This window comes from Streptomyces sp. NPDC059455 (assembly GCF_042750115.1).
Classification (GTDB): domain Bacteria; phylum Actinomycetota; class Actinomycetes; order Streptomycetales; family Streptomycetaceae; genus Streptomyces; species Streptomyces endocoffeicus.
Genome location: NZ_JBHYVB010000114.1, coordinates 1 through 23,566, shown reverse-complemented (window position 1 = coordinate 23,566; position 23,566 = coordinate 1). Strand labels below are relative to the sequence as shown.

The 23,566-nt window shown below is 72.6% G+C and carries 19 protein-coding genes; 7 read left to right on the top strand and 12 right to left on the bottom strand.

Annotation, left to right across the window (positions count from 1 at the left end):
* Nucleotides 1–23: 23 nt before the first annotated feature.
* Nucleotides 24–1,559, bottom strand: a complete 1,536-nt coding sequence (locus tag ACFXB5_RS32770) for an ABC transporter substrate-binding protein (protein WP_385214695.1) — start codon at nt 1,557–1,559, stop codon at nt 24–26.
* Nucleotides 1,560–1,604: 45 nt separating this feature from the next.
* On the bottom strand, nt 1,605–2,174 hold the full coding sequence (locus tag ACFXB5_RS32765; protein ID WP_385214692.1) for a GNAT family N-acetyltransferase: 570 nt from the start codon (nt 2,172–2,174) through the stop codon (nt 1,605–1,607).
* A 72-nt stretch (nt 2,175–2,246) separates the two neighbouring features.
* Here ACFXB5_RS32765 and ACFXB5_RS32760 point away from each other — a divergent pair, with 72 nt between their 5' ends.
* The gene (locus ACFXB5_RS32760; RefSeq protein WP_385214689.1) at nt 2,247–4,661 is read left to right on the top strand and encodes a tetratricopeptide repeat protein; all 2,415 of its coding nucleotides are present in this window, start codon (nt 2,247–2,249) and stop codon (nt 4,659–4,661) included.
* 146 nt (nt 4,662–4,807) lie between these two features.
* Here ACFXB5_RS32760 and ACFXB5_RS32755 read toward each other — a convergent pair whose 3' ends face one another.
* The 6 genes from ACFXB5_RS32755 to ACFXB5_RS32730 all read right to left on the bottom strand — a co-directional run bounded on the left by ACFXB5_RS32755 (nt 4,808) and on the right by ACFXB5_RS32730 (nt 9,283).
* Nucleotides 4,808–5,137 (bottom strand): hypothetical protein, encoded by a 330-nt coding sequence (locus tag ACFXB5_RS32755; RefSeq protein ID WP_385214686.1) that lies wholly within the window; start codon nt 5,135–5,137, stop codon nt 4,808–4,810.
* Between the two features lie 107 nt (nt 5,138–5,244).
* Entirely contained in the window at nt 5,245–5,826 is a 582-nt protein-coding gene (locus ACFXB5_RS32750) for a hypothetical protein (RefSeq protein WP_385214683.1), read from the bottom strand.
* A 154-nt stretch (nt 5,827–5,980) separates the two neighbouring features.
* Nucleotides 5,981–6,307 carry an MmcQ/YjbR family DNA-binding protein gene (locus tag ACFXB5_RS32745; RefSeq protein ID WP_210944792.1) on the bottom strand — a complete coding sequence of 109 codons (327 nt, stop codon included), beginning with the start codon at nt 6,305–6,307 and terminating at the stop codon, nt 5,981–5,983.
* A gap of 66 nt (nt 6,308–6,373) precedes the next feature.
* On the bottom strand, nt 6,374–7,150 hold the full coding sequence (locus ACFXB5_RS32740) for a GNAT family N-acetyltransferase (protein ID WP_385214680.1): 777 nt from the start codon (nt 7,148–7,150) through the stop codon (nt 6,374–6,376).
* A gap of 64 nt (nt 7,151–7,214) precedes the next feature.
* On the bottom strand, nt 7,215–8,150 hold the full coding sequence (locus tag ACFXB5_RS32735) for a pseudouridine-5'-phosphate glycosidase (protein WP_385214677.1): 936 nt from the start codon (nt 8,148–8,150) through the stop codon (nt 7,215–7,217).
* Nucleotides 8,147–9,283, bottom strand: coding sequence for a PfkB family carbohydrate kinase (locus ACFXB5_RS32730; protein ID WP_385214674.1), 1,137 nt, complete (start codon nt 9,281–9,283; stop codon nt 8,147–8,149). The genes ACFXB5_RS32735 and ACFXB5_RS32730 overlap by 4 nt, the downstream gene beginning before the upstream one ends.
* Nucleotides 9,284–9,473: 190 nt before the next feature.
* On the opposite strand from ACFXB5_RS32730, the gene ACFXB5_RS32725 reads away from it, so the two are divergent.
* The 4 genes from ACFXB5_RS32725 (at nt 9,474) to ACFXB5_RS32710 (ending at nt 13,805) form a co-directional block, all read left to right on the top strand.
* The gene (locus ACFXB5_RS32725; RefSeq protein WP_385214671.1) at nt 9,474–10,403 is read left to right on the top strand and encodes a RimK family alpha-L-glutamate ligase; all 930 of its coding nucleotides are present in this window, start codon (nt 9,474–9,476) and stop codon (nt 10,401–10,403) included.
* Nucleotides 10,400–11,233, top strand: a complete 834-nt coding sequence (locus ACFXB5_RS32720; RefSeq protein ID WP_385214668.1) for a RimK family alpha-L-glutamate ligase — start codon at nt 10,400–10,402, stop codon at nt 11,231–11,233. The genes ACFXB5_RS32725 and ACFXB5_RS32720 overlap by 4 nt, the downstream gene beginning before the upstream one ends.
* 161 nt (nt 11,234–11,394) lie before the next feature.
* On the top strand, nt 11,395–12,150 hold the full coding sequence (locus ACFXB5_RS32715; protein WP_385214666.1) for a thioesterase II family protein: 756 nt from the start codon (nt 11,395–11,397) through the stop codon (nt 12,148–12,150).
* A 500-nt stretch (nt 12,151–12,650) separates the two neighbouring features.
* Nucleotides 12,651–13,805 carry a hypothetical protein gene (locus ACFXB5_RS32710; protein WP_385214664.1) on the top strand — a complete coding sequence of 385 codons (1,155 nt, stop codon included), beginning with the start codon at nt 12,651–12,653 and terminating at the stop codon, nt 13,803–13,805.
* Between the two features lie 341 nt (nt 13,806–14,146).
* Here the strand turns inward: ACFXB5_RS32710 and ACFXB5_RS32705 are convergent, their stop codons facing one another.
* Nucleotides 14,147–15,361, bottom strand: coding sequence for a DUF4032 domain-containing protein (locus tag ACFXB5_RS32705; protein ID WP_385214661.1), 1,215 nt, complete (start codon nt 15,359–15,361; stop codon nt 14,147–14,149).
* Nucleotides 15,362–15,535: 174 nt separating this feature from the next.
* Here ACFXB5_RS32705 and ACFXB5_RS32700 point away from each other — a divergent pair, with 174 nt between their 5' ends.
* Nucleotides 15,536–16,567 (top strand): SDR family NAD(P)-dependent oxidoreductase, encoded by a 1,032-nt coding sequence (locus tag ACFXB5_RS32700; RefSeq protein WP_385214658.1) that lies wholly within the window; start codon nt 15,536–15,538, stop codon nt 16,565–16,567.
* A 50-nt stretch (nt 16,568–16,617) separates the two neighbouring features.
* Here ACFXB5_RS32700 and ACFXB5_RS32695 read toward each other — a convergent pair whose 3' ends face one another.
* The 3 genes from ACFXB5_RS32695 to ACFXB5_RS32685 form a co-directional block, all read right to left on the bottom strand.
* Entirely contained in the window at nt 16,618–18,489 is a 1,872-nt protein-coding gene (locus ACFXB5_RS32695; protein WP_385214655.1) for a potassium transporter TrkA, read from the bottom strand.
* A 107-nt stretch (nt 18,490–18,596) separates the two neighbouring features.
* Nucleotides 18,597–21,287 (bottom strand): SpoIIE family protein phosphatase, encoded by a 2,691-nt coding sequence (locus ACFXB5_RS32690; protein ID WP_385214715.1) that lies wholly within the window; start codon nt 21,285–21,287, stop codon nt 18,597–18,599.
* Nucleotides 21,288–21,514: 227 nt separating this feature from the next.
* The gene (locus tag ACFXB5_RS32685) at nt 21,515–21,757 is read right to left on the bottom strand and encodes a hypothetical protein (RefSeq protein ID WP_385214652.1); all 243 of its coding nucleotides are present in this window, start codon (nt 21,755–21,757) and stop codon (nt 21,515–21,517) included.
* A 373-nt stretch (nt 21,758–22,130) separates the two neighbouring features.
* Here ACFXB5_RS32685 and ACFXB5_RS32680 point away from each other — a divergent pair, with 373 nt between their 5' ends.
* Nucleotides 22,131–23,510, top strand: coding sequence for a Gfo/Idh/MocA family protein (locus tag ACFXB5_RS32680; protein WP_385214649.1), 1,380 nt, complete (start codon nt 22,131–22,133; stop codon nt 23,508–23,510).
* The last annotated feature ends 56 nt before the right edge of the window (nt 23,511–23,566 follow it).

Genomic DNA, 23,566 nt, shown 5'->3' with positions numbered 1-23,566 from the left:
GCTGGACCGCGTCCGTGCGCCGCTCAACGTCGCGTACCGGTGCCGACGAGCGTGCGCTCGTACGGATCGAGGATCACACCGCGCGCCGAGGCACCGACGCCGTGGAGGATCCGCTGGTGGACCAGCGGGACGACCCCGTCCGTGCGCAGAACGGCCGTCTGCGCGGCCAGGGCGGCGCGGTGGCGCGCCGCGTCGTCGGCGCGGGACCCGGCCTCGGCGACCGCGCGGTCCACGGCCTTGTCGCACACCCGCGCCAGGTTGTAGCCGCCGTCGCAGGTGAAGTCTTCGGCGAGATAGGACACCGGGTCGCCGGTGTCGAGCATCGTGTTGCGGGCGGCCACCACGGCGTCGAACTTCCCGGCCAGGGCGTCGGTTTCGAGCCGGGAGTACTCCCGCACCTCAAGCTTCACGCCGAACCCGGCCTTGCGCAGCCGCTGTTGCAGCACCTGCGCGACCTCGGGCAGTTCGGGCCGGTTGTCGTAGGTGGCGAGGGTGATCGAGGTGTTCCGGACCCGCGTGGCGGCGGGGCGGCCGGACGGCCGGGGCCGCTCGCCCGCGGCCCAGGTGAGGGCCGGGCCGAACAGCCCGCGGCCGGTGTCGGCATGGCCCTCGTACACGTCCTCGGCGAGGGCGGAGGCGTCGACGGCCTCGCGGGCGGCGGCACGGACGGCGGGGTCGGCGAAGGGCCCGGAGCGGGTGTTGAGGAAGAGGGCGGTGGTGCGGGCGGTGGGCACCTCGCGCAGCGTGGCCTTGTCGAGGGTGGCCGCCTGGGAGACCGGGACCGCCTCGGCCATGTCCACCTCGCCGCCGCGCAGCGCGTTGGTGCGCGCCGTGCCGTCGGCGATGAAGCGGACGTCGAGGCCGGAGGCGTGGGCGAGGCCGCCCCAGTAGTCGTCGAAGCGGTGGAGGGTGGCGCGGGTGGCGCCGGTGGTCCCGGTCAGGGCGAACGGACCGGTGGCGGTGCCGGCCGGATCGACCGCCGCCGTCCCGTCCGCCGTCTCCCCTCGCCTGGTAGCGGTCTTCGTCCGGTACGCCTTGGCCGAGAGGATGGCCAGGCTCGGGCTGGACAGCCGCAGCGGCAGGGCGGGGTCCGCGGTCGCGGTGGTGACCCGGACCCGCCGCTCCCCCACCGCCTCCGCGGTGAGCGTGACCCCGGTGAGCGCGGCGGGCGGCGGATCGGCGCGGGTGGCATGGGTGAGGGCGCCCGCCACCGCCGCCGGGGTGACCTCGGTGCCGTCCTGGAACCGCGCCTCGCGCAGGGCGAACACCCAACTCCCGCCGCTCTCCCGGGTCCAGGACTCGGCGAGGGCGGGCACCGCGCCGCCGTTGCCGTCCAGCCGGGTCAGCCCCTCGGTGACGCCGAGCCTGCTGAGCAGGGTGGCGTCGGCGCCGTACGGGGAGAAGCGCTCGGCGGGCGGGAAGGCCATCGCGACCCGGAGGCGCCCGCCGCCCGCCTCGGCCCCGGCGTCGTACGGGGAACCGTCGCGGGCCGCGAAGCACCCGGCGAGCAGCGGGAGGAGCGGCAGCGCGGCGGCCCATCGGCGGCGGACAGAGTGCATGGGCGTGGTTCTCCAGGGGCTGCGCGGTACGGCGGAACACGGAAGCTACATGATAATCATTTCCATAAACTCGGGATGCCCCGGGGTCATGGGCACCTCGAAGTGGACGATGCCCTGACCGCCCCCGGGCGCCTCCCGCTCATCGCAGACGACCTTCGCCAGGGACCGCCAGAACGGCTCGGCACCCGGCACCGCCGGATCGGTGTGCAGATAGACCGCGCGATAGCGGCCGTCCGCCGCGGCGAAGTCCAGCAGCGCACGCACCAGCCGCCGGGCCAGCCCGTGGCGCCGGTGCTCGGGGCGCACATAGACCCGGCGCAGCTGGGCGGTCTCGCCCGACGGATAACGCGCGGCCAGCCACGGGAGGTTGGGCGGATGGGCCGGGCCCCGGGAGTCGAGCGCGGCGGTCGCCACGACCGCCCCGTCGCCGTCGTCCACCGCGACCAGCAGGGTGTGGCGCGCACCGTCCAGATACGCGGCGCCGGGATCGATGATGTCGGCGTGCCAGCGCGGCACATAGCCGGTTCCGAAGTCGCGGTAGACGGTGTCGAGCATCACGCCGCGGGCGGCGTCGAGGTCGTCGGGGGTCGCGGTCCTGATGCGGTAGCTGGGCACCTGCGCATCGCACGCAATAAGCCCGCCCACCGATCGTACTGGCAGACTGGATCCCGAGGGGAGGAGGGGCCGATGGGGCGGGCACGGCCGTCGATGCAGGAGCTCATCCAGCGGCGCAGGAACGCCGGATTCGTGGGCCGGCGCCGGGAACTGGACGCGTTCCGGGACAATTTCGGGCTGCCGCCGGAGGACGCGCGGCATCGCTTCGTCTTCCATGTGCACGGCCACGCGGGCGTGGGCAAGACCTGGCTGACGCGCCGGCTGGAGCAGACCGCCCGCCAGGAGTACGGCGCGCTCACCGCCCGCGTCGACGAGACGGCGAGCTCCGCACCCGAGGCAATGGCCGCGATCAGCGAGCAATTCGCCCGCCAGGGACGGGAGTTGGCGGCCTTCGACCGGCGGCTCGCCACCTATCGGCAGCGCCGTCACGAGGCGGAGTCGGTACCGGCGGTGGGCGAGCGGCAAGGGCCCAGCACCGGCAGTATGGCCGCCGCGCGGGCGGGTCTCGCGGGGCTCGGCCTGGTGCCGGGTGTCGGGGCGCTGGCGGGCGCCGTCGATCCGGTGCCGCTGGCCGAGGGCACCGACCGGCTGCGGGCGGCGCTCAGCTCGCGGTTCCGCGACCACAAGGACGTCCAGCTGGTGCTGGATCCGGTGGAGACGCTGTCCCCGCTGCTGGTCAGGGAGTTGTCGGAGGCGGCCGCGGCGGTGCCGTGGCTGGTGCTGCTCTTCGACACCTACGAGCGCCTCGGCCCGCTGCTCGACCCCTGGCTGCGCACCCTGCTGACCAGCGAACGCCTCGGCACCCTCCCCGCCAACACCGTGCTGGTGCTGGCCGGGCAGACCCGGCTGGACCCCGGCCGCTGGGGCGATCTGGCCGATGTGGTGGCGGAGCTGCCGCTGGAGCCGTTCACCGACGCGGAGGCCCGGCAGCTGCTGACCGCCAAGGGGATCACCGAGGAGCCGGTGGTACGGGAGGTACTGCGGCTCTCCGGCCGGCTGCCGGTCCTGGTGTCCACCCTCGCCGAGAACCCCGGGACCGGCGGGGACCTGGACGACCCCAGCGCCACCGCCGTCGACCGGTTCCTGAAGTGGGAGCGCGATCCGGTGCGCCGCTCCGCCGCCCTGGCGGGCGCGCTGCCCCGGCGGCTCAACGAGGACATCTTCAGGGCGGCGGTGGACGACGACGGGGCGGGGCTGTTCGGCTGGCTGCGGTCGCTGCCGTTCGTCGGCGACCGCGATGGCGCGGCCCGCTACCACGATGTGGTGCGCGCCCCCATGTTGCGGCTGCAGCGGACCACCTCACCGCGCCGGTGGGGCGCGGCGCACACCCGGCTGGCGGAGACCTTCGCCGGATGGCGGGAGGCGGCCGCCGGAGGGCTCGACCCGCACGACGGATGGCGGCTGGACATCTGGAGCGGACCGCGGCTGGAGGAGTGGTACCACCTGCTGTGCGCACGGCCGTCGGCGGCGCTGTCCGGAGCGCTGCGGGAGGGGATCGGCGCCTGCGACGCGGGCCCCGCGGTGGCCCGGCGCTGGGCGACCACCCTGGTCGAGGCGGGCGAGGACGCCGACTCGGACGCGGTGCGCACCTGGGGGCGGCACCTGGTGGAGGCGCTGGCGGACGAACGGCGGCGCGGTATCGAGGCGATGGGGCTGCTGCTGGCGCGGGCCGGGCTCGACACCGCCGCCCGGGTCGCGGCCCTCGTCGTACGGGGCTGGCACCGCCGTTCGGTCGAGGAGTTCGACGGGGCGCTGGGGGACTTCCGCCGGGCGACCGAGCTGGACCCCGGGAATGTGCGCGCGCACTTCGGGCGCGCCGTGGTCCACCGGGCGACCGGGGAGTTCACCGCGGCGATGGACGCGCTGGACCGCCTGGACGCGCTGGAGCCGGGCTCGACCTGGGTCCAGCGGGAGCGCGGGGAGACCTGTCGCCGGGCGGGCCGGTACGAGGAGGCGCTGGCCCGGCTCGACCCGGTGATCGAGGCCGACCCGGCGGACCATGTGGCCCTGGGCAGCCGAGGCCAGACCAAGATGGCGCTCGGCCGGATCCAGGAGGCCCTGGCGGACCTGGACCGGGCCATCGAACAACACGGCGACTACACCTGGGCACTGCTCCGGCGGGCCCGCGTCCGCAGCACCCTGGGGGACACGGCGGGCGCGCTGGAGGACCTGGACCGGGCGGAGGCGCTGGAGCCGGGCATCCCGGGAACGCTCGGCGAACGCGGCGATGTCCACCGCTTCGCGGGCCGCTACGAGGAGGCCATCGCGGTGTACGACCGGGCGCTGGCCCTCGACCCCGGCTACGCCTGGGCCCTGGGGAGCCGCGCGATGGCCAACGAGGCCCTGGGCAGACGCGCGGCGGCGCTGGCGGATCTGGAGCGTGCGGTGGCGCTGAATCCCGGCTACGCCTGGGCCGTGGCGCAGCGCGAGCGGTTGCTCTCGAGCGGGGATTCACCGGAGGGCGGACGGAACGACGGGCCGGTGTGACCTCCCGGCACCCGCGCTTCCGGTTCCCCTCCCTCGGTGGCGGGTCAACGGCCGTGTGTCAGCGGCCCTGTGCCATCGGTGCCCTGTGCCACCGGCCCTGTGCCACCGGCCTTGTGTCACTGTCCCTGTGCCACCGGCCCGGTGTGTCACCGGCCCTGTCGTGACGCGCGTCCGGCGAAGCAGGACGACACGGCGTGGCGTACGGCGCGCAGCACGGCGCGGCAGCGCGACAGGCAACGGGACGGGCGGGCCCGGCGGACGGGGCGCGGTGCGGCGGAGGGAGCCGGCACGGTCGGCGGAGTCGGCATGGTCTCCTCGGCGGACGTGTCCCGAACGGTGGCGGCCACCGGGACGGGAGCGGCCGGATCCACCGCGGGCGGCGACGGATCGGCGGCGCCGGTCCGCGGGGTGACGGGGTGCCGGGTGGCTTCCGCGCGCAACATCGCGCGCATGGCGGCATAGACATCGATGGGCATGCGGATACTCCTGCGGTCTCGGACGTCCTACGGCTGGGCGGGCAGGCCGGACCGCATCCGGGATCCGCGACGGACGCGGAAACGGGATGCCGGACGGCCGGGCCCGGTCAGCAGCGCAGAACGACGGACCGCGAGGAGAGCCGGCCGGCCGGGACGTCGCCCCCGGCGCCGAACGCGCCGACGCCCGGCGCCGGATCGGCGGGGCGGCCGCGGACCGCGCCGAGCACGAGCGGGCCGAGGGACGTCGAGAGGGACCGATGGGCGCCGAACGAGGCGCCGTGAGCCACCCGCCCGGCGTGCCGGGCCGGATGCCCGGCACCGTCCCGGGCGGCGAACACGGCCGACGCCGAGGAGGTGGGGCGCTCGTCCTCGGCCTCCGGCGCCACCGGAACGGGGATGACGGGAGCGGGAGCACCCGCGGGGGCGGACGCGGCGAGGGCCCGGGCCGAGGCGGGCGCACCTTCGCCACCGGGCACGGACGTGGCCGGGGCCCGGTTCGGCACCCCGGCCGCCCCAGCCGCCCCAGCCTTACCGGTCGCGCACCGCTCCGGCCCGGTGGACGGCGAGGCGCGGACGACCCCCAGGGCCAGCACGGCGTGCAGCAGCGTGACCGCCAGCAGCAGAAGGACGGCGGCCGCGCACGGGCCGCCGCACACCGCGGGGCGGTTCGTCCTGCCGCCGTGCACCATGCGGCCTCCCTCGCTGATCCCCCTCCAGGGAACCTCGCACAGCGGAAGACAGCACTCCGATTGCCGGGAAAAGTCCAGACTTTCACCCGTGTCGGTTATCTACTCGAACGCCCATAACGCCACATTTCGAGGAGCGACCGGCCGCATGGTGTGATCATTCGAGCAATGAGGCCGGTGCGGCCTGCCGCCAGGAGTCGAGCAGGATGTCCCGCAGCTCATCGAGGTCGTCCAGCGCGGCGAGCCGCACCCGCACCCAGGCCGAACTCGCCTCATGGGCGGCGACCCAGAACTTCTCCGGCTCCGCCAGCACCAGCTCCTCCCGCTCCACCTTGGGACATCTGACGGCCATCGAGGTCTCGTCCTCGGGCAAGGTGGCGAACATCTTCCCGGCGACCCTGAAGGTGGGCATCGACCAGGCGATCTTCTCTGTGGTCTCCGGCAGCGACAGGGCGATGGCACGGACATCATCGGAGGTGGTCATGGCCAGACCGTAGAACACCCCACCGACAAGGTCCCCGGCCACGTCCGCCCCCGGCCCCGGCTCTCATCAGCCCCGGTACACGTATGGCGTGGTGGTGGTCAGCGGCACGAAGCCGAGCCGGAGCAGGATCGGGCGGCTCAGGCTGGACGCGTCCACCTGGAGATAGCGATAGCCGCGGTCGGCGGCGATACGGGCCCGGAACGCGACCAGGGCGCGGTAGACGCCCCGGCCCCGCCACTCCGGCACGGTGCCCCCGCCCCAGAGCCCGGCGAACGGCACCCCCGGCGGCAGCTCCATCCGCGCCGCGCTGACCGGCCGGTCACCGTCCATGGCCACCACCGCGACGGCCGTGTCCGGCTCCTCGGCGAGCTGGGCGAGGAGCCGGTGCCGGAGAGCGGCGCCGTCGTCGCCGAACGCCCGCTCGTGGACGCGCACCACCCGTTCCACACCGGCCGCGTCGGTCACCGGGAGCAGCCGGATGCCCTGGGGCGGTTCGACGGCGGTGTCCAGCTCCGCCACCTGGGCGACCATCAGGGTCTCCTCGGGCTCGGGGGCGAATCCGTCGGCCCGGAGCCGTTCGCCGAGGTCGCCGGGGCGGTCGTGCGCGTACAGCTTCCACTCGAACGCGCGGTCCGCGCCCCCGAAGTGCCGTATCTGCGCGGCGATCGCCGCATCGGCGGTGGCGTCGTCCAGATCCGACCACAGGACGCCGTTCCAGTCGTCGCGGCCGCCGGTCTGCCGCACCACCGCGCCCACACGCTCGACCCGGACGCCGGGGCCGTCGGCCCGCGCACCCTGTCTCATCTCCCGGTCGTACAGCTCACGCACCACATCACGGTCCATGCGCCCACCCCAGCACCGGGCCCCTCCGGCGGCAATCGAATATCGGGCCCTCGAGGCCGGCGCGTTACGACCCGCCCTCCGCCCCGGCGGCGTAGTGGACGGCGATCCGGGCCCCGAGGCGCGCGTTGTTCTTGACCAGGGCGATATTGGTCCGCAGGCTCTCCCCCTCCGTCAACTCCACGATCCGGCCCAGCAGATACGGGGTCGCGTCCTTGCCGCCGATCCCCGCCTCCGCCATCTCGGCGAGGGCGCGCTCGATGACGCCGTCCATCCGCTCGGCGGGGATCTCCTCGGCCTCGGGGACCGGGTTGGCGATGCTCAGCCCCGCCGTCATGCCCAGCTCCCACTGGGCGCGCATGGTGGCGGCGATCTCCTCGGGTGAGTCGACGCGCAGCGGGGAGCGGAAGCCGCTCACCCGGGAGTAGAAGGCGGGGAAGTCGTCGGTGCCGTAGGTGAGCACCGGAATGCCCAGGGTCTCCAGCTTCTCCAGGGTCAACCCGATGTCGAGGATGCTCTTGACCCCGGCGCTGATGACAGCCACCGGGGTGGTGGCGAGCTCGGTGAGATCGGCGCTGATGTCGAAGGACCGCTCCGCTCCCCGGTGCACTCCGCCGATGCCACCGGTGACGAAGACCCGGATCCCGGCGAGCGCGGCGAGCCTCATGGTGGACGCCACGGTGGTGGCGCCATGGCCGCCGCGCGCGATGACATGGGCGAGGTCGCGCACGCTGACCTTGCCCACCTCGGGGCTGGTGGCGAGCAGCTCCAGATCGGCCCGCTCCAGACCGGCGCGCGGCCTGCCGTGGAGGACGGCGATGGTGGCGGGGACCGCACCCCCGGCGCGGATGATCTCCTCGACCTCGGTGGCCATCTCGACGTTCTGCGGATACGGCATGCCGTGGCTGATGATGGTGGACTCCAGCGCGACCACGGGACGGCCGTCGAGCAGGGCCTCCGCGACCTCCTCGGTGAGGGTCAGCCGGGGGTGGGGCGTGGTCATGTGGTCCTCCGCAGCGGGGCGTCGAGCGCGTCCTCGATCAGACGCGGGGTCAGGTCGGGTCGTACGGTGGCGGGGGTGGCCACCGTCAGCGCGGCGGCGGCGTGGCCGTAGCGGGCGGCGTCCACCGGGTCGGCGCCACCGAGCAGGGCGTGGGCGAACGCGCCGAGCATCGCGTCACCGGCCCCGGTGACGTCCCGCACCTCGGCCGGTGGCGCCTCCAGCGGCACCCGGCCCTCGTCGAGGGTGCTCAGCAGGGAGCCGCGCGCACCGAGCCGCACCCACACATGCCGCACCCCGCGCTCGTGGAGGGCAGCCACCGCCCCGAGCAGCTCCGGGTCGTCCGCGTCCGTGGCCCCGTCGAGGTCCCGCCCGGCCAGCGCGCCCAGCTCCGCCACATTGGGCGTGACGGCGAAGACCGGCCGCCCGGCGGCGAACAGCGGGGCCAGCAGCGCCGCCTTGGGGACGCTCACCGGGTCGATCAGCGTCTGGACACCGGTGGCGGAGGCGATGTCCAGGACGTAGGAGAGCACCCGCGCGGAGAGGTTCCCGTCCAGCACCAGCAGACCGGCGTTGCCGATGAGTTCCCGCGCGGTGTGGAGGTGCTCGGGGGCCAGCGCGTCGGTGGCGGCCATGTCGGCGATGGCCACGACCAGATCGCCGTCGGCGTCCAGCACCGCCGTATAGGTGCCGGTGGGATGCGGGCCGCGGTGCACCTGCTCGATGCGCACCCCGGCGGCCTGGGTCTCGCTCAGCAGCCGCTCCCCCGCCGCGTCCTGCCCCACGGCGGCGATGAGATGGGTGGGGGTGCCCAGCCGGGCGAGGTTCTCGGCGATGTTGCGGGCCACCCCGCCGGGGCTGGTGTGGGACCGCCCGGGATTGCTGGTGCGGTACGCCACGGGGGCGAGGCTGCACACCTTGATGTCCACATTGGCCCCGCCGATGACCACCACCGCGTGCTCCTGGCGCAGGATGTAGCCGCGCCCCAGGATGGCGCCCTTCTTGCCCAGGTTGGACAGATGCACATTGACCGCGGCCCGCGTGGTCCCGAGGGCGTCGGCGATGGACTGGGTCCCGGCCAGCGGGTCCCGTCGCAGCAGCGCGAGTATCTCCCGCTCCCTGCGCGTCAGCGTCATATTCAGCAGACTAAAGCAAACTTAGCTCGATAAACAGGCCTCATCAGGGGCCGATGAACAGGCCACTGACGGCCATGGGTTGGCCCAGGAGATCGTAAAAGAACGGCGGATGACATCCTGAGGAGCCATGGCTCGCCGGACACTCTCGGCAGCAGCCCGGGAACCTGTCCGGTGACGAGGAAGAAGACCCATGAGACTCTGCTTTCTGGTGGAGGAGCGCTATCGCCATGACGGCATGCCGCGTGAGGTGATCCGTCAGCTCTCCGCCTGGGGCCACCAGGTGGATGTGGTCCGGCCGGGTCGTTCCCTGATGCGGATGTCCGACGCGGTGCGGGCGGGCAGCCATGACGCCTGGGTGCTCAAGACGGTGTCCGGAGGCCCCGGGCTGATGCTGCTGGAGGCCGCGGCGGCGGTCGGGCTGACCACCGTCAACGACGCCCGCTCCATCCGCGGCGTACGGGACAAGGCCCTGGCGGCCGCCATCGGGCGCAGCCGTGGCCTGCCGATGCCGCCCACCTACGCGGCGGCCCGGCCCGAGGCGCTGGAGGAGATACCGGAGGCCGAGTTCCCGCTGGTGGTCAAGCCCGCGGACGGCAGCTCGGGGCGGGCCGTGCGGCTGGTGCCGACCCCGGACCGGCTCAGGGCGCTGCGCGCCGAGCTGGCGGCGGAGGGCATGCTCATCGCCCAGCCGTATGTGCCGAATTCGGGCATCGACCTCAAGGTGTACTGCGTCGGCGGGGAGTTGTACGCCACCGAGCGGGGGTCGCCGCTCGGCCCCGAGGGGGGCGCACGCGGCCGGCGGGTACCGCTGTCCGCCGAAGTGGCGGCCATCGCCGCCGAGGTCGGCGTGGTCTACGGCCTCGATCTGTACGGGGTGGATGTGCTGCTGGGCCCGGACGGACCGGTGGTCGTCGATGTGAACGACTTCCCCAGCTTCAAGGAGGTGCCGGACGCGGCCGCCCGGGTGGGGCGCGTGGTACTGGAGTTGGCGCGCGGCGGTGGTGGCCGGTCCGGGCCCGAGCTCGTCGGCGCCCTCACCGGAGCCGAGCCGGCGGTGCACACTCCGGAGCCGCCCACGGCCACGAGCCGGATGACCGCCACGGTGAGCGGCGGCCGATGAGGATCGGCCTGATCACCGCCGACCCCGGCCATCAACTCCTCGCCGACGCCACGGCTCTGCTGGCCCCTCGCCATGAGGTGGTGGCGCTCGACCCGCGTGGCCACTACGGAACGCAGACGCGGGACCCGGCCTCCCCCGGGGAGCTCGCCGATGTGTATCTGCTGAAGGCCCGGACACCGCCCGCGCTGGCGCTCGCGGTGTCCCTGGAGCGGCGTGGCGCCCCGGTGGTGAACTCCGCCGCGGCCACCGCGTGGTGCCAGGACCGGACGGCGATGGCCGAACGGGCGCTCCGCGCCGGTCTGCCGTTCGCCCCCACCCGTACCGTGGCCTCCCTCGCCGGACTGGCGGCGGAGCCGCTCCGTCGTCCCGTCGTCGTCAAGAGCCGTCACAGCCGCCGCCATGATCTGGTGGCCCGCGTGGACGATGCCGCATATCTTCGTGCCCTGACCGAGGACTGGGCGGATGAGCCCGTGGTGGTGCAGGACTTCGTTCCGAACGACGGCTGGGACCACAAGCTGTGGGTGGTCGCGGGCCGGGTGTTCGCCGCGCTGCGCCGGTCGGAGCTGGCGGCCGGTGGCCGCGGTCCGAACCTGCCGCTGGCCCTGGACGCGCTGCCACCGGGCTGGCTGGATCCGGTGCTCCGGGTCGGTTCGGTGTTCTCGCTGGACGTCTACGGCGTGGATCTGATCGACTCGGGTGGCGGCGCCCCACTGATCGTGGACATCAACGCCTTCCCGGGAATCCGCGGTCAGGCCGGGGCTCCCGAGGCGCTGGCGGCGCTGGCGCTGCGGACGGCCGAACGGGGCGGACTCACCGTCTCCCGCACATGACCGACACGAGGGAAATACTAGGGGACTCCCGGCCGAAATAGGGGTGGCCGCAGGTCGGATGGGACGGGCAGGGTGGTCTACTGGTCTGCGCGCGACCCGAGGCACGCGCGCGACAGCCACCGGACAGCCGCCGCAGAGCGAGCGGCGCGAAAGGACACCACGTGACCGCAAACCCCACCGGCACAAGCCTGTGGATCAGGCAGTTCCACCCCGCGCCGGCAGCGACGACGCGACTCGTCTGCCTGCCCCACGCCGGCGGGTCCGCCTCCTACTACTTCCCCGTCTCCAAGGCCCTCTCGCCCACGATAGACGTGCTCGCCGTGCAGTACCCGGGGCGCCAGGACCGGCGCAACGAGAAGTGCGTGGACAGCATCGCCGAACTGGCCGACGCGCTGGTGCCCGAATTGCTGCCCTATACGGACAAGCCGGTGGCGCTTTTCGGCCACAGCATGGGCGCCACGCTGAGCTTCGAGATCGCCCTGCGCCTGGAGCAGAAGGGCGTGCAGCCGGTGGCGCTTTTCGCCTCGGGGCGGCGCGCCCCGTCCTGCCACCGTGACGAGTCCGTCCACCTCCGCGACGACGACGGGCTGATCACCGAGATGAAGGCCCTGAGCGGCACCGACACCTCGCTCCTCGGCGACGACGAGATCCTCCGGATGGTGCTGCCCGCGATCCGCAGCGACTACAAGGCGGCCGAGACCTATCGCTACACCCCGGGCCCGCAGTTGGCGACGCCCATCCACGCGCATGTGGGGGACGACGACCCCAAGGCGAGCGTGGAGGAGGCCCGTGCCTGGGGCGAGCACACCACCGGTGGCTTCGATCTCCAGGTCTACCCCGGCGGCCACTTCTACCTCAACGACCAGGCGCCGCGGGTGATCGCGTCGATCCGGGACGTGCTGACCAAGAAGTCCTGAACACCCGCCCGGCCGGGGTCACGGGGTGGCCGACCCGATGACGCGCGGGGCGATATCGCCGTAGGTGGTTCGCGGAACCCGCGCTCGTAGGCGCCACGGCGGCGCGACCCCGCTCCTGGCCGGGTTCTTCCAGGCCGCCGATCTCGCGGTTGCCGTCGAACGCCTCCAGCCGATACCGGACGTGCCAGCGGATATGCGCCTCCACGGCCCGGCGGAGGTTCTCCCGCGCATCGTCCGTACCGGCGACGGCGGTGTTGTCCCCGAGCGGCCGCTCCATCGTGCCGAGATGGTGTCGCCGACCAGGAACCGACACGAGTTCAATTCAATCCGTACGGAAGCCCCCGGGGAATCGCGGCCACACCGTGTCCCATTCCTCTGAGCGTAGCCCCAACCTGAACTCGGTTGTGAGTCGATCCCCGGGTTGCGTTTGCCTCTTCCGCGACCACCGCGTTACCTGGAATGAGGCGCAGTGAGGCTCACCGTCACGGCGAGGAGCGGCCATGATCACGCAAGAACAGGTCGACCGGGTCCTGCGGTTGAGGGGGAACGGCCTTCCGTGTGTGTCCCTCTACGTCCCCGTGCCGCCCGAGCAGCCCGGCCGCAGCACATTCATGACCCGGGTGGCCAGTCTGCTGGACGGCGTCCGGCCGCTCTCACTGGACAGCTCGCTCGATCATGCCGCGCGGCTCTCGCTCCGCGAGGACATCGTGAAGCTGGAGAAGTCGCTGGCCTTCGAGCCGCACCAGCCCGGCGCCGTCGCCGTCTTCGCCTGTAGCGGCAAGGATGTGTACGAGGAGGTGTGGCTGCCCCGCCCCACCCGCGAGCGCATCGTGGTGGATTCCGATCCGTACGTCCGCCCCATGCTGGCCGTGCTGGATGAGTACGACCGCGCCTGCGCCGTCATCGTGGACCGGGGGACCGGCCAGATCTGGGAGCACTACCTCGACCAGGCCCGGGAGCTGGAGACGATCCGCGATCGTACGCTGCGCAAGCCCAACTACGCCGCGGGGCTCGCCGAGGACAGGGTCCGCAACAAGGCCGATGAGCTGAGCAAGCGCCACTTCCGGAAGCTCATCGGCGAGCTCAAGCAGCTGTTCGGAAAGCGGGCCTTCGATGTGCTCGTGGTCGGCGGGCACTCCCACGAGGTGCCGAATTTCCTTCAGTTCCTCCCCCGTGACCTGCGGGAGCGGCTGATCGGCGACTTCACCGTCGACCGTGAGACCGCGGCCCCCGCGGACATCAGGAACCGGGTGCAGAAGATCGTCTCCGACCACGCCCACCAGAAACAACGGCAGCTCGTGGGCGACATCCTGGAGGCCAAGGCGGCCGGGCGGCCGCCCAGCGCCGTGGGGCTGGACGAGACGCTGTGGGCGGCGTCGCTGGCCGCGGTCGGCACACTGGCGGCGGACGAGGAGGCGGCCGCCCCCGGGGTCGTCTGTGACCGGGACGGGCTCCTCGCGCGCTCGGGCGAGAGCTGTCCGCTGTGCGGCGATCCGCTGAGCGAGGTCCCCGACATCATCGATGCGCTGGCCGAAACCGTCATCGACGACGGGGGCGAGATCCGCCATATCGAGCCGGAGACGGAGCTGCGCACCCATCTGACCGGGGCCCTGCTGCGCTTCGAGCTCCCGCCGCGGCCAGCCGCCGCGGGATAGCCCGCCCCGCCCCCGGGCGGCCACGATGGGCGGGCCATTCGGCCAGGCCGCGGCGACGACCCGGCGGACGCGCGCAAAGCCGCGGTGGGCCCGTCCCGCAGTGCCCGCACCACCCGCAGGGCCTCATTGTCGAGCCGGTCGGCGGCGACGACCCGGCTCACCAGTCCGATGGCGGCTGCCTTGGGCGCGGCGATGCGCCGGTTGGTGAACAGCGGGCCAGCGCCCGGGCCCGGTCCGGCAGGCCTTCGGCGGGCAGGGCCTGGCAGAGGTGTGCGGGCGGCGCCGCGGGACCCACGGCGGCCCGGCCGGTCCGAGGTGGCCGAGCCCGGGGGCGCGGGGGGTCAGCCGTGCGGCCGGTCCGCCAGGACGGTCCGTATGTAGTCCTCGACGGTGGCGTCCAGGCCCACGTCCCGGCCGGTCCGCTCGGACAACAGCCAGCGGTGTTCGAGCAGTTCGTAGTAGATCTGCGCGGTGTCGGCGGGACCGCGCAGATCCTTGGGCACGGTCCGCACGGTGGGCCGGAAGACATCGCGGACCCACCGGTGGGCGAGCACCTCCGGGCGGGCGCCGAGCGGATCGCCGGGCGCGTAGTCGTCCTGGGTGGCCATCCAGGTCTCCAGGTCGTTCAGGAGGCTGCGGGCCTGGTTCTCCTCCGCGTCGAGCCCGGTCAGCCGCAGCAACTGCCGCTGGTGGTGGCCCGCGTCCACGACCTTGGGCAGGAAGGTGACGTTGTCGCCGTCGGGCGAGCGCTCGATCTGCATCTCCGCCACGTCGAACCCGAGGTCGTTCAGGCGGCGGACGCGCTGGTCGATGGCGTGGCGTTGGGCGAGCGGATAGACCGACTGACGGGTCAGCTCATGCCACAGGTCGCAGTAGCGCTCGACGATGGCCTGGCCGAAGAGCACCGGGTCGACCGAGGGGTGCAGGGAGCCGCTGGCCTCCAGGTCCATCAGCTCGCCCGCGATGTTCACCCGTGCCACCTCGACGTCGTACTCCCGCTGTCCGCTGGTGAGCCTCGGCTGGATCTGCCCGGTCTCGGCGTCCACCAGATAGGCGGCGTACGCGCCCGCGTCGCGCCGGAAGAGGGTGTTGGACAGCGAGCAGTCGCCCCAGGCGAACCCGGCCAGATGCAACCGCACCAGCAGCACGGCGAGCGCGTCGAGCAGCCGTCTGATGGTGCTGGGCCGCATGGTCGTCTGGAACATCGACCGGTACGGCTGCGACCCCGCCAGATGGCGGGTGATCAGCGCCGGTTCCAGCGGATCGCCGTGCTCGTCGGTGCGCCCGGTCACCACCGCGAGCGCGTCCACCGCGGGGACCGCGAGCCGGTCCAGATCGCGCAGCAGCCCGTACTCCCGCACCGCCGCCCACTCGCCGACCTCCTTGACCGCCACGATCTCGCCGCCCGCCCGCGCGAAGCGCACGACATGGCGGGAGATGCCCCGGTCCAGCGCGACCAGATGCTCCTCCGGCCACTCCTCCAGCGGGATGTTCCACGGCAGATCGAGCAGGGACGCCGGATGCTCGGGCGACGTGGCGGTGATCTGCAGCTCCATGACACCCCAGTGTGCGGTACGGAAGTGCCATCGGAGCCGGTCGTACGGCGACCCGACGCACGATCAAATGGACAGAATCTGTCCGGATACATACGCTGAAGATCCAATCGGACAAGATCCGTCCGCTCAGGGAGGCCGCCGCTACAGGACCGACACCTCGAAGGGAGCCCGTGCATGAGCCACCTCGCCGGCACCACCGCGGTGATCACGGGAGCCGGCGAAGGCCTCGGCTACGCCATCGCGGACGCCTTCGCGGTGGAGGGCGCCGACTTGGTGCTGCTCGCCCATGACCGGGACAAGCTGGAGCGGGCCCGCCACACCCTGGCCGGACACGGCACCACCGTACGCGGACTCCGCGTCGACCTGGCCGACCCCGGCGCCGCCACCGCCGCCGCGCGTCAGGTGCTCGCGCTCACCGAGCGGGTGGACACCCTGGTCAACAACGCGGGCACGGCACATTTCAGCCCGCTCGCCCAGACCTCGGCCGACTCCTTCGACGCCATGCTGCACCACAATGTCCGGGTGCCCTTCCTGCTCGCCCAGGCGCTGCTGCCCGCCCTCATCGAGGGGCGCGGGGTGCTGGCGGTCACCACCGACGCGGGCAGCTGGATCGCGCCCGCCAACCGGGCGCTCTGGATTCCGGCCGGGACCGTCCATGAGCACCGCGCGTACGGCGCCACCGACCTCCATCTGGTGGGGCTGGCGGTGGCGGACAACCCGCTGCGGCTGGAGCAGCCCGCGGTCCTCGGCGTCGGCCCGCTGCTGCGCGAGCTGATCATCGAGTACACCGCGCGGCCGGCGGACGCCGGCGCCGAACGCCGCCGGCTGCGGGCCGTACTGCTCGATCAGCTCCGCCACTGTGCCGAGCAGCCGGTGCATGTACCCGCCGCCAGGGATCCGCGCCTGGCGGCGGTGTGCGCCCTCCTCCATGACGATCCGGCGGACAACCGGACCCTGCGGCAGCTGGGCGCCGCGGTCGGGGCCGGCGAGCGCACCCTGACCCGGCTGTGCGGGGCGGAGCTGGGGATGACCTTTCCGCAGTGGCGCACCCAGCTGCGGCTGCACCACGCCCTGCGGCTGCTGGCCGAGGGCGTCCCGGTCACGGCCGTGGCCCATCGCTGCGGCTGGGCGTCCAGCAGCGCCTTCATCGATGTCTTCCGCCGCGCCTTCGGCCACACCCCAGGCGCCCATCGCGCGCTCGGCTGACGCCCCGCGCCCGCGTTAGGGTCCTTCCACGGAGATCCGTCAGAAGGACCCTAGTCCTCGGCCAGGACCACGACCGTATCGCCCTCCTCCAGGGTCAGCGGCGCGGTCTTGGACGGGTTGAGGTGGACTCCGTAGAGCGGTGGCTCGTCGCTGTGCCGGGCCAGCCGGTAGCCGATGGCCGTCTCCCCGCGCTGGCGGGCGGCCTCGATGACGGTGGCGAAGTTGGCCTCCGCGCCCGGTATCAGATAGCTGGGTGCCGGTTTGAGGTAGATCTCGGATCCCTGCGGGTCGAAGAGGTCGGCGAAGACCGCGTACAGATGGCGGTTCTCGGTGAGCTGGGTCAGCAGCAGGCTGATCACCTTGGTGGAGACGATGAAGTCGTCGGCCTTGGTGACCTGCGCGACCTCGCGGTTGGCATCGTCGTGCATCTCGGTGACGATGGAGTACGGATCGCCGAGCTGGATCTCGATGTCGCGCAGGTGGAGCAGGGTGACCAGGGTGCGGTCATCGGCGCGTCCGGGGTCGATCCCGTCGTCCGTCAGCACCACGATGTGGCGGTAGCCGTCCAGCCCGAGCGCCTCCAGCGACGGACGGCGGGTGGGCTCGCAGTACTTGAAGCCGACGGTGAGGTTCTTCAGCTCCCGGCCGGCCTCCTCCCGGGGCGGGCGCGCGGCGGCGATGTCCACCGCCGACCCGGGTTTCACCAGGAGGTCGAGCTGCGCGATGATCTTCTCCGCACGGGAGTTCCAGCCGATCAGCAGCGTCCGGTCCGGCACCGGCGGCTGGAACTCGGCCATGGCCATCGCCGGGCGCAGGATGCGGGGCCGGGTGGCCGCGGCCTTGATGAGCAGATCGTCCTCCGCGACCATCAGCAGCCGGTCCCCGCGCCCGATGACGGTGTCCATGGCCGGGTTGACCAGCACCTCGCCGTCCGCGCGGTGCACGCCGATGGGCACACCGAGCTCGAAGGCGTTCAGCGACTCCCCGTAGGTGGCGCCGGTCAGTGCGGGCTCGTCCCAGGGGTAGATCTCGTTGCCGACGAAGCTGAGCAGTTCGTTGAAGACGGTGGAGAGACCGGACTGGCGGTGGGACTGCACGATCAGCCCGACCGCGATGTCATCGGCGTCGATCACCAGCGCGGTGTCCCCCGCGGCGAGCCGGGCGGCCGCCATGTTCGCCGAACTCTGCACGGCGGCCACCACATTGGGCCGGGTCCCGGTCCAGGTGCGGCTGTTCAGCAGCAACAGCGACTTGATGACGTCGATGTCGCTGTCGTCCCCGATGGGCGAGAGCACCATGATGGACTTGGCGCTGTCCGGGCTCACCAGCTCCAGGTCGCCGCGCTGGAGGGGATTGCCGGAGCGGCAGACCACCCGGGTCTTCCCGGTGTCCGGGATGCGACGCCGGATCTCGTCCTCCATGTCGACCTTGTCCCGGTCGGCGAGGATCACCACACAGGAGCGCCGCTCGCTCTGATTGGCCTCCACCAGCTCCGCTATCACCGTGAAGACCTGCTCCGACCAGCCCAGCACGATGGTGTGGTGGCGCTCGATCAGCCGTGAGGTGCCCTTGCGCAGCTGCTGGATCCGGGCCTCCAGGCCGGTGGTCATCACACCGATCAGCGCGCTGACGATGAAGATGCCGCCGATGGTCACCGTGAGCATGAGGACGAGGAACAGCGGCCGGCCGCTGTCCCCGCCCATCGTGCCCGGGTCGAGGGTGCGCAGCAGGCTCATCCAGACGATGCCCAGCCAGCCGCCGTTCTCCTTGGTGTCCTGGTGGGCGAAGGCGACCGCCACCCCGGAGACCAGGGTGATCAACGCCAATGAGGCCAGCCCCAGCCACCCGATCAGCGCCGGGGTGCCACGGTCCATCGTCCCGTCGAACCAGTACCGCAGCCGCTCCCGCAGCCTCTTGCGCATGCCGCATTCCTCCATAGCCCATCGCGCCGCCGGGCCCAACGGCCTGTGGTGAGCGGCGCTTTACGCCATGAGGGTGTCGTCTGACGGGGCTTCGGCGCCAATCGGGGTCAGCCGGGGATGTCGGCCCACTGGTCGAGGAGGTCGTCGCCGGTGCATTCGCCCGGCGGCGACACCGGGTCGGTCAGCGGCTGCTCGGCCCAGATGATCTTGCCGTTGGGGGTGTAGCGGGTCCCCCAGCGCTGGGCGTACTGGGCCACCAGGAAGAGCCCTCGGCCACCTTCGTCGGTGGTGGCGGCGCGGCGCAGATGCGGGGAGGTGCTGGAGCCGTCCGCCACCTCGCAGATGAGGGTGCGGGCGCGCAGCAACCGGACCCGGCTGGGGCGGCATCCGTAGCGGATGGCGTTGGTCATCAGCTCGCTGATGATGAGTTCGGTGGTGAAGCCGACCTCGTCCAGCCCCCATGCGCTCAGTTGCTCGGCGGCCTCGTTGCGGATGCGGGCCACCGCGGCGGGGTCGGAGGGCAGCTCCCATTCGGCGACATGCCCGGGGTCCAGCAGATGGGTGCGGGCCACGAGGAGGGCGATGTCGTCGCCGGGGTGGGAGGAGGCCATGGTGTCGAAGACGGCCTGGCAGGTCTCCTCCGGAGTGCGCTTGGGCAGTCCGGCGAGGGTGGTGCGCAGCACGCCGAGCCCCTCGTCGAAGTCCCGGCCGCGGTCCCGGATCAGCCCGTCGGTGAACAGGGCCAGCCGGCTGCCCTCGGGCAGTTCCAGCTCGACGGTCTCGATGGGCTCGCCACCCAGGCCCAGCGGCGGGCCGAGGGGGACGTCGGGGAAGGTCACGGTGGAGTCGGGGAGGACCACCGCCGGGCCCGGGTGGCCGGCGCTCGCCATCGTGCAGTGGCCGGAGACCGGGTCGTAGATGGCGTACAGACAGCTGGCGCCGCTGATCCCCGGGGCGTCGGTGCCCGCGGCGGCCTGGTCCTGGTCGAACCGGCTGACCAGCTCGTCGAGATGGGCCAGGAGTTCATCGGGCGGCAGGTCGAGCGCGGAGAAGTTGTGCACGGCGGTGCGCAGCCGGCCCATGGTGGCGGCGGCGTGCAGTCCGTGGCCGACGACATCGCCGACGACGAGGGCGACCCGGGAGCCGGGCAGGGGGATGACGTCGAACCAGTCGCCGCCGACTCCGGCACGGGCGGGCAGATAGCGGTGGGCCACCTCCATGGCGTCCTGTTCGGGCAGGCCCTGGGGCAGCAGGCTGCGCTGGAGGGTGGCCGCCATCGCGTGTTCGCGGGTGTAGCGGCGGGCGTTGTCGATGGCGACCGCGGCGCGCGCGACCAGCTCCTCGGTGAGCGCCACGTCGTCCTCGTCGAACGGCTCGGACTTCTCCGAGCGCCAGAAGGTGGCGATGCCCAGGGTGACGTCCCGCGCCCGCAGCGGAATGGTGATCATCGAGTGGATGCCATATTCGACGATCTTGGCCGCCTGTTCGGGGTCCTGCTCCTGCCATCCCTCGTAGGTCCGCAGGTCCGCATCGAGCACCGGCCGGCCCGCGCCGAAGCCCAGCGCCTGGGGCACGGTGCCGCTGTAGGTGATCATCTTGCCGACCCGCCACAGCGGATGGTCGGACCGGATGCCGCAGGTGGCGGTGCGGCGCATGGCGCTGCCCACGGGCTCGTCGCCGCGCAGCACGGGGTCCACGAGGTCGACGGTGGCGAAGTCGGCGAACCACGGGACGGCGAAGCGGGTCAGCTCCTCGGCGGTCCGTACGACATCGAGGGTGGTGCCGACCTTCGCACCGGCCTCGTAGAGCAGCCGCAGCCGCCGCTCCGCCACTTCGGCCTTGCCGGACAGGGCGCGCAGTTCGGTGGAGTCACGGAGCGTGGCGACGCTTCCGAACATCCCGCCGTCCCATCGGGTGGAGCGCTGGTTGACGGCCAGCAGCCGGTCCCCGGCCAGATGCACCTCGTCGGTGACGACCCGGCCCGAGGCGAGCAGCTCGGCGGTGCGCGGCTCGATGCCGAGCTCGGTGACGGGGCGGCCCTCGGCGTTCGGGGGCAGATCGAGCAGCCGGCCGGCCTCGTCGTTGGCGAGGACCAGGCGGCCGTGGCCGTCGACGATGAGCACGCCCTCCTTCACGGAGTGCAGAACGGCGTCGTGGTGCTCGTACATACGGGTCATCTGGGCGGGGCCGAGCCCCCGCGTCTGCCGCCGCAGCCGCCCGCCGACCAGCGCCGTCCCACCGGTGGCGAGCGCGAGCGCGCCGGCGGCGGAGCCGAAGACCAGCGGCAGCTGGCGCTCGACCCGGCCGCTCACATCGGCGGCGGTCATTCCGGCACACACCACACCGGCCACGGTGCCATCGCCCCTGGGGATCGGGACGGTGGCCTGGACCTCCCGGCCGAGGGGCCCCTGCACGGCCTCGGTGACGATCTTGCCCTTCACCACCGGCCGCCAGTTGGCGACGACCTCCTTGCCGATGTACTGCGGCTTGGGGTGGGTGTAGCGGATGCCGTGGGTGTTCGCCACGACCACGAAGTCCAGATGCGCTCGCTTACGGGTCGCCTCGGCCCGCGGCTGGAGCAGGGTGGTCGGATTCTCGGCGCTCATCGCGGACGCGGTGCCCGGGGAGGCGGCGAAGGTCTGGGCGACGGCGGTCGCGCGGTTGAGGGCCTCCTGCTCGCTGTCGATACGGGCCTGGAGGATGAGCGCCGTCGTGGCCGCCACGATGAGCAGGCACGCGAGCAGCACTTGGACAGCGAAAACCTGCCCGGCGATGCTGCGCGCTCTCAAGCTGCGCAGCAGAGAGCGGAAACGTGTCCGGGAGGAGGTGTGTGGGGCAAGCCTAGATCGACCGAAAACTCCGATCACACACCCTTCCTACCATTTACCCCCCTCCGATCCGGAAGCCTGGCGGCGCACGATCCGTGGCCGTCCCGCTCCGTGATACACATCGGCACGATACGTGGCGCCTCACCCACGCACCGCCGCCCCCTCGACGAGCGTCACCAGCCCCGTCGGGCGAACGGTCACACATCGATCCGAAGGGCCACATCGCGCATCGTCGCCCTCGCGGCGTCCAGATCCGCCCGCGCCCGGTCGACCACCAGATAGAGGAAGACCCCCTGGCTGACGCGCTGGCTGAGCGGACGGATCAGGTGGTACTCGGTGTCCAGCGTGACGACGATGTCCTCGAGCCGCTCCGGACTGTAGCCGAGCAACTCCAGAGTGGACATCTTGGCGCGGAGCACATCCGTGTCCCCGTAGGCCACCTTCTCCAGGTCCGGTCCCTGCGAGGTCTGGACGGCACCCAGGGTGATCCGGCTCAGATAGTCGACGAGCGAGGCGGCGAGTGCGCCCTCGCACCCATCACCTCACGCAGCGACTCCTGGATATCGGTCATGGCCCGTCGCCCTCCCGGGACCTGTGAGGGGCGCCGACAGCGGCCGGACGCGTCCACCGCGCCGGGACCCTGGAGGTGATGTCCACACATTTCATCCTTGCACAGGGTTCACCGGCGCACCCCCGCGTACGGTCGCCCCGGCGCCGTGCGGCACTCCCCGTGGTGGCGGACCGCCGATCGTCCTATCCTGCGCAGGCGTTGATCGACTTCGGATTGAATCGTTTGCTTCCGCTGGAGGACGCATGACCGTCGGCAGCACCCCGTCCCGGGCCGTGGTGGTGGGCACCGGCTCCCGGGCCCAGATGTTCACCGAGGCACTGGCCCGCCGCCCATGGCTGAGGGTCGCCGCGCTGTGCGATCCGAACCCGGTGCGCATAGCCCACCACCAGCGGCTGCTCAAGGAGGCGGGCGAGCCGGAGGCGGCCGCCTGGAGCCCGGCGGAGTTCGAGCGGCGGCTGCGCGCGGACGATATCCAGGAGGTGGTGGTGACCTGTGTGGACGCCCTGCACGACGCGTACATCGTGCCCGCGCTGCGGGCCGGCTGCCGGGTGGTCACCGAGAAGCCGATGACCACCGACGCGGCCAAGTGCCGCCGCATCCTGGAAACGGTCCGGGAAACCGGCAACCATCTGGCGGTCGCCTTCAACTACCGCTTCAACCCGGTGCACGAGGAGGTCCACCGGCAGCTGTCCGGCGGCGCCATCGGCGAGGTGCTGTCGGTGCACTTCGAGTGGCTGCTGGACACCCGGCACGGCGCCGACTACTTCCGCCGCTGGCACCGCGAGAAGGAGCACAGCGGCGGGCTGATGGTGCACAAGTCCAGCCACCACTTCGACCTGGTCAACTGGTGGCTGGGGGCCCGGCCGGAGGAGGTGTTCGGCTACGGCCGGCTCGGCTTCTACGGCCGTGCGGCTGGCGAGCGCAGCGGCTACCGGCGCGAGTACGAGCGGGCCCACGGCGCCGCCGCCGCCAGCGACGACCCGTTCGCGCTGGAGCTCGCCGAGAACGACGCGATGCGCTCGCTGTACCTGGACGCCGAGGGCGCGGACGGCTACCACCGCGACCGCAATGTGTTCGGCGACAACATCACCATCGAGGACGACATGGCGCTGCTGGTCCGCTATGACACCGGCGCCACCATGACGTACCACCTGACCGCCTACTCCCCCTGGGAGGGCTACCGGGTGATGTTCAACGGCACCCGGGGCCGGCTGGAGCTGGAGGTCGAGGAGAGCGCGTGGCAGCCGCCGCTGCTGGGCACCGCCTCCGGCCGCGGCACCATCCACGGCGACCAGGCCCTGGCCAACGCGGGCGGTCCGCGGCTGGTGCTGCGGCCGCTGTGGGAGCCGCCGCGGGAGGTGGAGCTGCCGGCGTTCGACCACGCCGGGCACGGCGGCGGGGACGAGCGGATGCTCGATGTGCTCTACGGCCCGGTGGATCCGGCGGACGGCCCGGTGGATCCGGCGGCGGCCACCGGAGCGGCGGCCGTGGACGCCTCGGACGCCTCCCGCCGGCGGGCCACCGAGGAGGACGGGGCGCTCGCCCTGGTCACCGGGCTCGCGGCCAACCAGTCGTTCGTCAGCGGAAAGCCGGTGGCCACGGCGGACGTCGTGGCGCCGTAACCGGGACGTTCGGTCCAACGCGGCTCATCCCGCCCGGCGTTGGGGCAGGATGAGCC

What these genes read in the sequence shown, in the direction of transcription:
- ACFXB5_RS32770 (WP_385214695.1), bottom strand. Translation starts at nt 1,559, where the DNA reads ATGCACTCTGTCCGCCGCCGATGGGCCGCCGCGCTGCCGCTCCTCCCG.
- ACFXB5_RS32760 (WP_385214689.1), top strand. Translation starts at nt 2,247, where the DNA reads ATGGGGCGGGCACGGCCGTCGATGCAGGAGCTCATCCAGCGGCGCAGG.
- ACFXB5_RS32755 (WP_385214686.1), bottom strand. Translation starts at nt 5,137, where the DNA reads ATGCCCATCGATGTCTATGCCGCCATGCGCGCGATGTTGCGCGCGGAA.
- ACFXB5_RS32750 (WP_385214683.1), bottom strand. Translation starts at nt 5,826, where the DNA reads ATGGTGCACGGCGGCAGGACGAACCGCCCCGCGGTGTGCGGCGGCCCG.
- ACFXB5_RS32745 (WP_210944792.1), bottom strand. Translation starts at nt 6,307, where the DNA reads ATGACCACCTCCGATGATGTCCGTGCCATCGCCCTGTCGCTGCCGGAG.
- ACFXB5_RS32740 (WP_385214680.1), bottom strand. Translation starts at nt 7,150, where the DNA reads ATGGACCGTGATGTGGTGCGTGAGCTGTACGACCGGGAGATGAGACAG.
- ACFXB5_RS32735 (WP_385214677.1), bottom strand. Translation starts at nt 8,150, where the DNA reads ATGACCACGCCCCACCCCCGGCTGACCCTCACCGAGGAGGTCGCGGAG.
- ACFXB5_RS32730 (WP_385214674.1), bottom strand. Translation starts at nt 9,283, where the DNA reads ATGACGCTGACGCGCAGGGAGCGGGAGATACTCGCGCTGCTGCGACGG.
- ACFXB5_RS32725 (WP_385214671.1), top strand. Translation starts at nt 9,474, where the DNA reads ATGAGACTCTGCTTTCTGGTGGAGGAGCGCTATCGCCATGACGGCATG.
- ACFXB5_RS32720 (WP_385214668.1), top strand. Translation starts at nt 10,400, where the DNA reads ATGAGGATCGGCCTGATCACCGCCGACCCCGGCCATCAACTCCTCGCC.
- ACFXB5_RS32710 (WP_385214664.1), top strand. Translation starts at nt 12,651, where the DNA reads ATGATCACGCAAGAACAGGTCGACCGGGTCCTGCGGTTGAGGGGGAAC.
- ACFXB5_RS32705 (WP_385214661.1), bottom strand. Translation starts at nt 15,361, where the DNA reads ATGGAGCTGCAGATCACCGCCACGTCGCCCGAGCATCCGGCGTCCCTG.
- ACFXB5_RS32700 (WP_385214658.1), top strand. Translation starts at nt 15,536, where the DNA reads ATGAGCCACCTCGCCGGCACCACCGCGGTGATCACGGGAGCCGGCGAA.
- ACFXB5_RS32695 (WP_385214655.1), bottom strand. Translation starts at nt 18,489, where the DNA reads ATGCGCAAGAGGCTGCGGGAGCGGCTGCGGTACTGGTTCGACGGGACG.
- ACFXB5_RS32680 (WP_385214649.1), top strand. Translation starts at nt 22,131, where the DNA reads ATGACCGTCGGCAGCACCCCGTCCCGGGCCGTGGTGGTGGGCACCGGC.